The organism is Herbaspirillum frisingense, from assembly GCF_047325095.1.
Classification (GTDB): domain Bacteria; phylum Pseudomonadota; class Gammaproteobacteria; order Burkholderiales; family Burkholderiaceae_D; genus Herbaspirillum; species Herbaspirillum frisingense.
On sequence record NZ_CP168558.1, the window covers coordinates 2,387,350 to 2,399,404 of the forward strand.

The following is a 12,055-nucleotide window of genomic DNA, read 5'->3' on the forward strand; positions in this document are numbered from 1 at the left end:
TCTTCATTTAGCCGACAAGTCGTCCTTCATAAACAAATTCTCCTGAATGAACAAGCTTCACCATGGTGCGATTGTCGCCGTTAGCAAGCTTCGATTGAATGGGCACGGGACGAAATATGAAGAATTTTGAAACCAGAAAATTCGGGATGAGCGCGATCGACATGAGCAGGCAATGAACAGATCTGCAAGATCAACGCATGAAACGTGAAGATAAAGGACAGGCTGCCGCCGGTTCCGGTCGTCTTTGCGGGTCATGGGGGTCCCACGCGAAAGGGCCGCGAGAAATGCTCGTCCGTGTCATTTCCTCCATGTCAGACAGCTCAGGAAAAACAATATGTCTATCACCATCACCAGCAATCGCATGAGTGGCCAGGCCGCGGCTTCATTGCCGTCTACGCCTACGCCCACGTCCTCATCGACTGCCCGCAGTCGCAAGAGCACGTCCGTCTCCGTGACCAGCACCTCCAGCTTCCAGAGCGCGGGCGCACGGGCCCTGGATAGCATCCTGCCCACCAGTGCCTTTGCCGTACACCGCCCCGTGGCGATCGGCGGCCAGGCGGCTGCCATCCCGTCACTGTCGGCTGGCAAGCCCATACAGCCGACCCAGCCGACCCAGGCCGACAGCGATTTCATCCGGCCCGCCGCCAGCCCCGAGCGCAACGCCGTCGCCAGCTGGAGCAGCGGCCCCATCCGCCTGAACGTGGCCAGCACGGTCAAGAACATGGCCGACGCGCTGTCCGGCGCGTGGTCGCGCAGCGCCCCCCTCAGCGCCAGCTTCGGCTCGCCGATCGTGATCAACCGATCGTCCGGCACCACGGCGGGCGGCACCGCGACGCCGGGCGAGTGCGGACCGCTGTCGATGATCAGCTGTCCGTCCCTGCCCATGCGGGTGAGCATGCCGGTATCGAGCTCACCCTATGCCTGCCCGCTGCTGCCGGTGCGCCTGCCCATGCCCGCGCGGACGCCAGTACAGACGCCAATGCAGACGCCAGTGCAGACGCCGACGCAGGCCACGCCAAAGCCCAGCTTCGTCTGCCCCTTCCAGCCGGTGACCATGAGCGCGCCGCAGCCCTCGCCGGGTTGTCTGCCGCTCAATGTCCGTCCCTGCCCGTTGACGCCGGTCAGCATCTGCCCGGCGGTCCAAGGCGTGGTACCCACACTCAAGGCCGATCCAGCCAAACCATGGATCGTCACCAAGGAAGTGGTGCCGCTGTCGCAGGCGTTCCCGCCCGGCGTCGTCATCGAGTTCCTGGACTGCACGCCGGTGCCCATCTCCAGCCTGGTCCCATCGGCCGGTCCCAAGCTGGTGCCGACATTGAAACCGCTGCCTGAACCGGTGCTCACGCCCGTGCTGACCCCGGTGGTCAAGCCGGTGCTGAAGAGCGCCGATGCGCCGGTGGCCGCGCCTGGCGACAAGCCGGTTCTGGTCACGACACCGGTGGCGACGCCGAAGTCGGTGCCGGTACCGGTATCGGTATCGGTATCGGTACCGGCCAGCACGCCGGCAACATCCTCCCAGCCCGCCGTGGCCGGCCAAGCCAAGGGGGCGGGTGTCACCGACGGTACCAGCGGCAGCGCGGCGCAGACCCTGCCAGTCGTGGCGCTGGGTGCCGCCGTGGCGCTGCCTGCTGCCATGGCAGTGGCCGCACCCAAGCCGCCGGTCCCGCCCGACAGCCAGTTCCGCAGCCTGCGCGACAACGACAACACCCTCAAGCTGGAGGGTGGGCGCACCGTCAATTTCAAGCCGGGCGATATCAAGACCAAGGCCGGCGAACCTGACCTGTTGATCGGCACCGACGGCAACGACCGCCTTGATGACTGGGGTACCGGTCTGGACGAGGCCATTCGCCGCAACCGGCCGCGCTTCACCCGCTTTGTCGGCGGCGGTGGCGATGACGTGATCATCGGTGGCGCCAAGGCCGACACCATGTGGGGCGGTACCGGCAACGACATCATGCTGGGCCGCGATGGCGACGATACGCTCTACGGCGAAGAGGGCGACGATCGTCTCGACGGCGACAACGGCAACGACCTGCTGGTCGGCGGTGCCGGCAGGGATGACCTGGCCGGTGGCCTGGGCAACGACACCCTGTTCGGCGGCGATGGCGATGACCTGATGTATGGCTACCAGCTCTTCGGCAACCTGCAGCCCGCCTTGCTCCCGGGGCAGACCGACGACGACGTGATGGATGGCGGCGCCGGCAACGACACCATGAACGGCGGCTTCGGCAACGACCAGATGTGGGGCGGCACCGGTGATGACCGTCTGCGCGGCGGCAGCGGCGACGACAAGCTCTACGGCGACGAGGGCAACGACATCCTCTTCGGCGAAGACGGCAACGATGTCGTCATGGGCGGTGATGGCGACGACGAACTCTACGGCGATTTCCGGCGCGCCTATGCCTCGCCGGACAACGACGTCGGCGGCAACGACCTGCTCTATGGCGGCGCCGGCAAGGACAGCCTGTATGGCGGGGTGGGCAACGACCTGCTCGATGGCGGCAGCGGCGAAGACTACCTGGAAGGCGGCAAGGGCGACGACATCTATGTGGTCGACAACGTCAACGACAAGGTCGTCGAAAACGCCAACGAGGGTCACGACACCGTCATCGCCTCCTGCAGCTATACGCTGTCCGGTGAGGTGGAGGACCTGCGCCTGACCGAAGGCGGCGACTTCAATGCCATCGGCAATGCCCGCGACAACCTGCTCACCGGCAACAGCGGCGACAACGTCCTGGATGGCGGCAAGGGTATCGACACCATGATCGGCGGTCGCGGCAACGACACCTACATGGTCGACAACCTCGGCGACAAGATCGTCGAAAACGCCGGCGAGGGCATTGATACCGTGGTCTCCCGCATCAGCTACACCCTGGGTGACAACCTGGAAAACCTGACCCTGATGGACGCCAGCAAGCCGGAAAGCGAGATCATCAACGGCAAGAAGATGCTGACCTATGGCTCGCCGCGCTTCTACCTGCTCGATTACAAGCAGGGCGATGAGGTGCCGGGTTACAAGGGCACCTGCAGCGAGACCAGCGTGGCCAACGTCTGCGTCATGGCCGGCCTGTCGGTGAGCGAAGGGGACGTGGTCAAGAAGGCCATCGCCAACGGCTGGTGCAACACCTCGGCGGCCGACGAAAGCACCCGTGGCTCCAGCAATCCGTTCTCGCAGGTGGCCATGCTCAACAGCTATGGCCTGCGTGCCGAAATCGTCGACGGCTACAACATCAAGCGCATGGCCGAGCTGGTCCGCGATGGGCGCGGCGTGATGCTGTCGGTTAACGCCGGCAAGCTGTGGGGCGTGCCGGAGTACGTCGAGGGTGGCTGGGTCAACCACAAGATCACCGTCACCGGCGTGGTCTGCGACGCCGAGACCGGTGAGGTGGCCGGCTTCTACATCGCCGATTCCGGACGGGGCCGGACCAGCGACGGCTGCCGCTATCTCACCCTGGAGGAGGTGCGCAATGCCGCCGATGTGATCGGGGCCGGCATGATCACCACGCTGGAACCGATCAAGATGCGCGACCAGAACATGGACGCCATCGGCAACGCGCTGGACAACATCCTCACCGGCAATCGCGGCAACAACCTCATGAAGGGCGGCAAGGGCAACGACACGCTGATCGGCGAGGCCGGCAACGACACCTACGTCTTCAGCCGGGGCGATGGTCGCGATGTCATCGTCGACAACGACAAGACCCGGGGCAACCTGGACGTGCTGCAGCTGACCGACATCAACCAGAACAACCTCTGGTTCAGGAGGTCCGGCAACGACCTGTGCATCGACATCATGGGCAGCAGCGACCGCGTGACCGTGAAGGACTGGTACGTGGGCGGTGTCAGCGGCAGCGACAACCGCATCGAACGTATCAAGACCGCCGACGGCAACACCCTCTACGACAGCGACGTCGACAAGCTGGTGCAGGCCATGGCCAGCTTCGCCCCGCCCGCCGCCACCCAGACCTCCTGGGTCAACGGGCAGGCCAGTCAGGACAAGGTGCTCATGACCGTCACCCACTGAGCCTGAACCCCAAGCAAGTGTAGTACCCGACGCCGGGCCTTGCGCCCGGCGGCGACGCCATGCGTCCCCTGCGAGCAGGCAGGGCGGGGTAGGGCGTGCCGATGGCACTGGCCATCCACGCGAAGTATCTATTCAAGAATCCGGAAATCTATGAACCAGTCCGACAAGGATCCCGATCAGGCGGGGCAAGACAGTGCCCTGCAATGCCTGATGATGATGGCGCGCCTGCATGGCATCGCCGCCGATCCCGCGCAGTTGCAGCACCAGTTCGGGCGCGAGCCCTTCACCCTGGACAAACTCTTGCTGGGCGCGCGCGCCCTGGGCATGAGTGCGCGCTGCATCACCCAGGACCGCAAGCGCCTGGAACGCACGCCGCTGCCGGCCATCGGCGTGGACCGCCAGGGTCGTTATTTCATCCTGGCCAAGCTGGAGCAGGGACAGGCCAAGGACTGGGGCAGCCTGCGCATCCTCATCCAGCGGCCCGGACAGCCGCCACAGGTGCTGTCACGGCGCGATTTCGAGTCGCTGTGGTCGGGCCGGGTGATTCTGGTGACCAGCAAGGCCAGCTACGCCGGCGAATCGGCGCGTTTCGATTTTTCCTGGTTCATCCCGGCCGTGATCAAGTACCGCAAGGTGCTGGTGGAGGTCCTGGTGATCTCGCTGGTGCTGCAGATCCTGGGGCTGGTCACGCCCCTGTTCTTCCAGGTGGTGATGGACAAGGTGTTGGTCAATCACGCCATGATGACGCTCAACGTGGTGGCCGTGGCGCTGGTGGCCGCTACCCTGTTCGAGGCCGCCCTGACCGGCATTCGTACCGCCGTGTTCGCCCATACCAGCAGCAAGATCGATGTCGAGCTGGGCTCGCGCCTGTTCGCCCATCTGCTGAGCCTGCCGATCGGCTACTTCCAGGTGCGGCGCGCCGGTGACTCGATTGCGCGCATCCGCGAGCTGGAAAACATCCGCTCCTTCCTCACCAGCAACGCCCTGACACTGGTACTGGATATCGTTTTTTCCTTCATCTTCCTGGGTGTGATGCTGTGCTATAGCGTCACCCTGAGTCTGATCGTGCTGGCCTCGATCCCGCTGTACCTGGCGTTGTCGCTGGTATTTACGCCCATGCTGCGGGCGCGCCTGAACGACAAGTTCAACAAGAACGCCGAGAACCAGTCCTTCCTGGTGGAGACCCTGACCGGCATGGACACCGTCAAGTCCATGGCGGTGGAACCGCGCTGGCAACAGCGCTGGGACAAGCAACTGGCCGCCTATGTCGCCGCCAGCCTGGGCAGCACCAACATCGGGCTGCTGGCCAGTGGCGGCGTCACCCTGGTGAGCAAGCTGGTGACCGTGGGCATCATGTGGCTGGGCGCGCTGCTGGTGGTCAAGAACGAATTGACCGTGGGCGAGCTGGTCGCCTTCAACATGCTGGCCGGACAGGTGGCCTCGCCTATCCTGCGCATGGCACAGCTGTGGAACGATTTCCAGCAGGTCGGCATCTCCATGAGCCGGCTGGCCGATGTGCTGGACGCCCGCGCCGAGGTGGGCGGCAACCGCACCCGGCTGCCGCAGGTGAGCGGGGCCATCAGCTTTGACCAGGTGTCCTTCCGCTACCGCCCCGAAAGCCCGCCGGTGATCCATTCGGTCTCGCTGGAGATCGCGCCGGGCGAGGTCATCGGCGTGGTCGGCCGTTCCGGCTCCGGCAAGAGCACGCTGGCGCGGCTGGTACAGCGCCTTTACATCTGCGACAGCGGTCGCATCAGTGTGGACGGTCAGGATATCGCCGTCATCGACACCGCCTCGCTGCGCCGGCAGATCGGCGTGGTACTGCAGGAGAGCACGCTGTTCTCCCGCTCCATCCGCGACAACATCGCCCTGGCCGATCCGGCCCTGCCGATCGAAGACATCATCGCCGCCGCACGCCTGGCCGGCGCCCATGATTTCATCTGCGAACTGCCCGAAGGCTACGACACCGTGGTCGGCGAGCAGGGCAGTGGCCTCTCCGGCGGTCAGCGCCAGCGCATCGCGATTGCCCGCGCGCTCATCACCAACCCCGGCATCCTTATCTTCGACGAGGCCACCAGCGCCCTGGACTATGAGTCCGAAAAGATCATCCAGGACAACATGCGCCAGATCTGCGCCGGTCGTACCGTGCTCATCATCGCGCACCGGCTCTCGGCAGTGCGCGACGCCGACCGCATCGTCGTCATGGATCAGGGACGCATCGCCGAAAGCGGCCCCCACGCCGAACTGCTGGCACGGCCCGACGGCATCTACGCCCATCTCTACGGACTGCAGAGCCAGCAGGCCAGCCCCGCAGTGGCCGGCGCGGCGCTGCCCGAGGGAGGCGCGGCATGAGGATGCAACACCGTCGTCAGGCCTGGAGCGAGCTGGGCAACCGTTACGTCCGGGTGTTTCAGCATCACTGGAAGGCCCGCCACGCGCTGCCCGGCGATTTCTACAATCGCCAGGAAGCCGAATTCCTGCCCGCCGCCCTGGCCCTGCAGGAGTCGCCCGGTTCACCCAGTCTGCTGTGGACCGCCCGCCTGATGGCGGTCATGGTGGTCTTCGCCCTGGTCTGGTCGGTAGTGGGGCAGATCGACATCATCGTCAGCGCCAATGGCAAGCTCATTCCGACGGTCCGCGTAAAAACCATTGCCTCGGTCGACCTGGCCAGCGTGAAGGGCCTGTTCGTCACCGAAGGCCAGCGTGTGGAGGCGGGTGATCTGTTGATCGCACTGGACTCCAGCAACAGCGATGCCGAACGCGCCAAGGCCGCCGATGCGGTGGCCCAGGCCAGGCTGCAGGCTGCGCGCGCCGCCGCCCTGATGGACGCCGTGCAGAACCAGCAGCCGCCCGAACTGGGCAAGGTGGACGGCGTATCGCCGGCCCAGTGGGCCTCGGTACGCAGCCAGCTGCAGGGCCAGTACCAGGAGGTGCGCGCTCGCCTGGCACGGCTGGACGACGAAATCTGGCGCTATGGCTCGGCCCTGCGCCTGGCCACCCAGCGCGCCCGCGACTACCAGGCACTGATGGCCGATCGCACCGTCTCCCAGCATGCCTGGCTGGAGCGCGAGCAGGCCCGCATCGACCTGCAGGGCCAGTTGTCCGACGCCCGCAACCAGCGCGCCGCGCTGATCGCCCAGACCCGGAAGGAAGCGCACGACAGCCGCGTGGAAGCCGAAAAGATCATCGAGGCCGCGCAGCAGGACCAGCTTCGCGCCGAGGAACACAGTCGTCTGCTCAGGCTCACCGCGCCGGTGACCGGGACGGTGCAGCAGCTGAGCGTGCATACCGTGGGCGGCGTGGTGCCGGCGGCGCAGCCGCTGATGCAGATCGTGCCGGAAGACAAGGAACTGGAAATCGAAGCCTTCCTGGAGAACAAGGATGTGGGCTTCGTCCAGGTCGGCCAGCAGGCCGAGGTCAAGCTGGACGCCTATGACTACACCAAGTACGGCACCCTGCGCGCCAAGGTCCGGCATGTCTCGCGTGACGCCATCCCGGACGAGAAGCGCGGCTTGCTCTATTCGGTACGCGTCGTGCTGGAAGACAAGAGCATCGTCATCGACGGCCAGCGCGTGGCGCTTTCGTCGGGCCTGGCCAGCAATGTGGAAATCAGGACCGGTAGCCGGCGCGTCATCGAATACCTGCTCTCGCCGCTGGTGCGCCACCAGAAGGAGGCCTTGCATGAACGTTGATGGAGCAGGGCGCCGCTGGCCCTTGCCAGAGCGTCCCATGAAGCCTCCCGCGCCCATGCCTTATGCCTCACCCATCACCCCGACCATGAAACAGATGAACCGCAGCAAACCGATGAAGCACCCTATGCCAATAAAACCGGAGTCGCACCTGAAACAGCTCAAGGAAATCACCGCCGTCCTCTTCAGCCTGGCCATCGCCGGCACCATGTTGCCGCCCACGAGCCACGCCGCCATGCTGGACGAGCTGACCACGCCGTTGGCCGACCCGCTGCTGGCGCAGCCTCCGGTGCTGGTGCAGCCTCCGGTGCTGGTGCATGGCAAGCCCCTGCCGGGCGATCAGGAAGGCCTGATCTGCAGCCCCGGCCCGACCGTGCTGCGCGAGCCGCTGTCGCTGGCCGACGCCATCGACCTGGCGCTGTGCCAGCATCCGCAGGTCCAGGCCGCCTGGGCCGGCATCAAGATCCAGGCCGCCCAACTGGGCGAGGCACGTGCGGCCTACCTGCCCAGCGTCAATGCCGGCGCCAGCCAGGTGCGCAGCAAGACCAGCCCGGCCGCAGGCGAGGGCGTGCGCTCCACCCACAGCTACTACGCGGCGCTGACCTGGCGCCTGCTGGATGCAGGTGCGCGTGCGGCCAACCGGCGCGCCGCCGATGCCCTGCTGGAAGCCGCCGCCGCCAGCCATGACGCGACACTGCAAAAGGCCATGGCCAATGTGATCGGCCTGTACTTCGACGCCCGGAGCAGTCAGGCCAGCGAGCAGGCTCGCGCCCAGAGCGAAGCGCTGGCGCGCCAGGTACTGGAGACCGCGCTCAAGCGCGAACAGCGCGGCGTCGGCTCGCGTCCCGAGACCCTGCAGGCCCGCACCTTCGTTGCCAAGGCCGAGCTGGAGCTTGCCCGCGCCCGCGGCCAGCACCAGAAGGCGCTGGTGGCCTTGAACCTGGCCATGGGCGCGCCGGTGGCCGGCGAAGATGCGCAGACACTGTCGCTGGCGCCTCACACGGACGATGACCTGCCGGCGCTGGAACTGGATCTGCGCGAATGGCTGCAGACCGCACGCGAGCAGCATCCGGCCATCCTCGCCGCGCAGGCCCAACTGGACGCCTCCCGTGAAAAAGTCCAGGCCACCCGCGCTGAGGGCTTGCCGAGCGTGGACCTGAGCGCCGGGCAATACATCAACGGCCGGCCCAACCAGTCCCCCGGCGCCCGTGGCGAGCGTGACACCACGGTCGGCGTGAGCCTCAACATACCGCTCTTCGATGGCTTCTCGCGCACCTACAAGGTCAGGGGCGCGCAGGGCCAGGTCGAGCTAAGGCAGGCCGAGTTGCGTGATGTCCAGGCCCAGGTACAGGGCGATATCTCCACCGCCTATGTCGAGGCCAGCGCCGCCTTGCGCAACCTGGCCTCCTCGCGCCGCCTGCTGGAGGCAGCGCAATCCTCGGTGGATGCGATCAGTCGCAAATACGACAGCGGCATCGCCGACATTGTGGAAATGCTCAACGCCCAGGCCGCGCTATCGGATGCCAGCCAGGAACGCATCCGCACACTGTCGGACTGGCGCTCGGCGCGCCTGCGCCTGCTGGCCTATGCGGGGCGGATGTCGCGCAGCGTGCTGGCCGCCGACGCCAAACCTTGAGTCAACCCAGGTCAACAAGAAGAGCATGGACAGGGCGGCAAGTGCAGCTCACGCGCCGCCCTGAACCTGCCATCTTCCATGACCGCGACAGATCATCAGCCAGGCGCTGATCAATCAGGATCAGATGCCGCTGAACCAGTTGTAGCCCTGGTCTTCCCAATAGCCGCCGGGGTTCTGGTTGGTCACGAAGATCGCGGCCACGTGCTTGGGGTTCTTGAAGCCGAGCTTGGTCGGCACCCGCACCTTGAGCGGGAAGCCGAACTCGGTCGGCAGCGGCTCCTTGCCGAAGTCCAGCGCAAGGATGGTCTGCGGATGCAAGGCGGTGGGCATGTCAAGGCTGGTGTAGTAACGATCGGCGCACTTGAAGCCCACGTATCGGGCCGACAGGTCGGCACCGATGGCCTGCAGGAAGAGCTTGAGTGGCACGCCCGACCACTGGCCGATGGCGCTCCAGCCTTCGATGCAGATATGGCGCGTGATCTGCGCGGCTTGCGGCAAGGCGCGCAGGCGCTCCAGCGTCCATGGCCGTTTGTCGCTGACCATGCCGCTTACTTCCAGACGCCAGTCGGCAGGATCGATGTCGGGCGCGCTGGCCTGGTCGTAGAAGGCGTTGAAAGGGAAGGGGTTGGTGATCTGGCTCGCCGCATAGGTCGGTGCCAGCTTGTCGCCACGGAACAGCAGCGCCTGGACCCGGTCGTTCCAGCGCGACATGGCCCACAGCGCCTTGTCGACACGATCGTTGCTCTGCAGGTCGCAACCGGCCAGCATCGACAGTGCGCCCAGCGACAGCGCCGAGCGCAGTAACAGGCGACGCTCCACCTTCACCAGCGACGTGCGATGGTCGGCCAGTCGGATCTTCTCGGTTGGGCGGAGAAGTTTTTCGTCCGGCCGGCTCATTGCACGTTTCCTTCCGTATGCTTGCACCCGACCAGCATGGGCAAGAGGGTCTTGGGTACGATGGCGACCAAGGCCAGATGCACGACCACGAACGCGGCGATACCCGCCATTGCGGCGAAATGGAGCTTGCGTGCGAAGTCGAAGCCGCCGAAGAAATTGCACAGCGGCTCCAGTTGCACCGGCTTCCAGATGGCGAGGCCGGACAAGACCACGAGGACGCCCAACAGGATGACTCCCCAGTACAGCAATTTCTGTACAGCGTTATAGGCGCCCGGATGATGCGGCAGGCGAAAACGCAAGGCGCTGGCGGCATCGGCCACCACATCGCGCGCGCGCAGCGGCAGCAGGCGCCGGCGGAAATGACCGCTGGCCGCACCATAGCCCAGATAGAACAGGCCATTGACCACCAGCAGCCACATCGCGGCGAAATGCCAGGCGATCGAACCGCCCAGCCATCCACCCAGGGTCATCCATGCCGGAAACCGGAAGCCGAAGATCGGTGAAGCGTTGTAGATGCCCCAGCCGCTGGTCAGCATGCAGCCGATGGCGAAGGCGTTGAGCCAGTGGGCGATGCGCACCGCCATCGGATGAAGAGCAAGCCTGCCGGACATTGCGTGCCTCTTACATCGGCGGCGTGATGCCGTTGCGGCCGACGCTGACCGAAGCGGCGGTCAGGCTGCCATCAGGGTTCTTGCGGGCGCGCACCACCACCTTGGCACCGGCCACCAGCATGGAGCGTTCACCGGCTTCGATGTTGACGATGGGTACGTCGTCCGGCACCACGATCTTCTTTTCGCCACCCTTGTACTTCAAGGTCAGCGTGCGGCCGTTGCTGGCCACCACGTCACCCACGGTGCCGTTGGTCATGGTGCTGTTGGGCGCCAGGTCGAACGGACGATGGCCATCGCCGGTGCCGGCCATGGCCGGCGGGAAGACGTGCACTTCCAGCGCCTTCTGCGAGCCGTCCGGCTGCGGGATGCCGGCCGCGCCGATGTAGCTGCCGGGCTTGATGTCGTTGATGTTGGCCAGCGAGATAGCGGCGACACGGGTGTCCTTGTCGAGGGCTATGGTCTGCTCGCCGCCACGGTTGCTCTTGACGACCAGCTTGTCGGCCGCAACGGAAACGATGGCGCCACGGATACCGGCCATGGCGGCGGGTGCGGGCGCTTGTGCAAAGGAGGCGGAGGTGGCGAAGATGGCGGATACAGCGATGCCATGGACGAGGTTGCGAAGGGATGCGCTCATGAGATCCTGACCAGTTGAGTGGGTTGGAAAAAGACTCATGCTAGTCACGCAAAGGAGTCATTTGCATGACATTTGAATGACAAAAATGTCAGCTTTGGAGCGACCCGAATAGCCGCAGTCTGGGACGCACTCATCCGCCCTTGAGATTGCGTCAGGTCTGAGACCTTCTCGATCCCCACCCGACGGTCTTCGCCTTATCGAAAACTTCCTGTTCCTGCTGGATTGACAATGCCCAGGTTGGCATTTCACTGGCCGGTACCACAGTTCCTGGCAAACCGAAGGATGTTCAGTGTTTCCTTGAAGGTCTCCTGCACGGCGGGAGTCGGATCGACGCACGCCCGAAGATCGCTCTGCACTCCCGCGATCATCTCGTCAAGCTTGACGGCGCCGGTCGCGTCCAATCGTTGAAGCAGCATCGTCATGATGTATTGCATGGCGGCGGTGGTGGTATCCGGGTTGCTCATCGGTTCTTCCTTTTCCACGGGATCTCCGGTTAAAAAATGCTCAGTAGTTGAGAATGGATTTGCTTCTGATCGACGGCGGCCAATAATGGTGGCATAACGA

General features: G+C 65.1%; 8 protein-coding genes. 4 read left to right on the forward strand and 4 right to left on the reverse strand.

The genetic code is table 11. The features are described 5' to 3' along the window. The first annotated feature begins 334 nt into the window (after window positions 1-334). The 4 genes from ACEOAC_RS11110 to ACEOAC_RS11125 all read left to right on the forward strand — a co-directional run bounded on the left by ACEOAC_RS11110 (window position 335) and on the right by ACEOAC_RS11125 (window position 9,349). Window positions 335-4,024 carry a calcium-binding protein gene (locus tag ACEOAC_RS11110; RefSeq protein WP_413628844.1) on the forward strand — a complete coding sequence of 1,230 codons (3,690 nt, stop codon included), beginning with the start codon at window positions 335-337 and terminating at the stop codon, window positions 4,022-4,024. Between the two features lie 150 nt (window positions 4,025-4,174). Further along, window positions 4,175-6,376 (forward strand): type I secretion system permease/ATPase, encoded by a 2,202-nt coding sequence (locus ACEOAC_RS11115; protein ID WP_006462999.1) that lies wholly within the window; start codon window positions 4,175-4,177, stop codon window positions 6,374-6,376. After that, a complete protein-coding gene (locus tag ACEOAC_RS11120) occupies window positions 6,373-7,716 on the forward strand; it encodes an HlyD family type I secretion periplasmic adaptor subunit (protein WP_413445219.1) in 1,344 nt (447 codons plus the stop codon). The genes ACEOAC_RS11115 and ACEOAC_RS11120 overlap by 4 nt, the downstream gene beginning before the upstream one ends. A 37-nt stretch (window positions 7,717-7,753) precedes the next feature. Further along, a complete protein-coding gene (locus ACEOAC_RS11125) occupies window positions 7,754-9,349 on the forward strand; it encodes a TolC family protein (protein ID WP_413628845.1) in 1,596 nt (531 codons plus the stop codon). Between the two features lie 120 nt (window positions 9,350-9,469). Here ACEOAC_RS11125 and ACEOAC_RS11130 read toward each other — a convergent pair whose 3' ends face one another. From ACEOAC_RS11130 to ACEOAC_RS11145, 4 genes are all read right to left on the reverse strand, one after another. Further along, window positions 9,470-10,246 carry a molybdopterin-dependent oxidoreductase gene (locus tag ACEOAC_RS11130; protein ID WP_413443891.1) on the reverse strand — a complete coding sequence of 259 codons (777 nt, stop codon included), beginning with the start codon at window positions 10,244-10,246 and terminating at the stop codon, window positions 9,470-9,472. Beyond that, entirely contained in the window at window positions 10,243-10,857 is a 615-nt protein-coding gene (locus tag ACEOAC_RS11135; protein ID WP_413443892.1) for a cytochrome b/b6 domain-containing protein, read from the reverse strand. The genes ACEOAC_RS11130 and ACEOAC_RS11135 overlap by 4 nt, the downstream gene beginning before the upstream one ends. A gap of 10 nt (window positions 10,858-10,867) precedes the next feature. After that, a complete protein-coding gene (locus tag ACEOAC_RS11140; RefSeq protein ID WP_241811754.1) occupies window positions 10,868-11,491 on the reverse strand; it encodes a DUF5666 domain-containing protein in 624 nt (207 codons plus the stop codon). A gap of 245 nt (window positions 11,492-11,736) precedes the next feature. After that, window positions 11,737-11,973 (reverse strand): hypothetical protein, encoded by a 237-nt coding sequence (locus tag ACEOAC_RS11145; protein WP_413443893.1) that lies wholly within the window; start codon window positions 11,971-11,973, stop codon window positions 11,737-11,739. Between the last annotated feature and the right edge of the window lie 82 nt (window positions 11,974-12,055).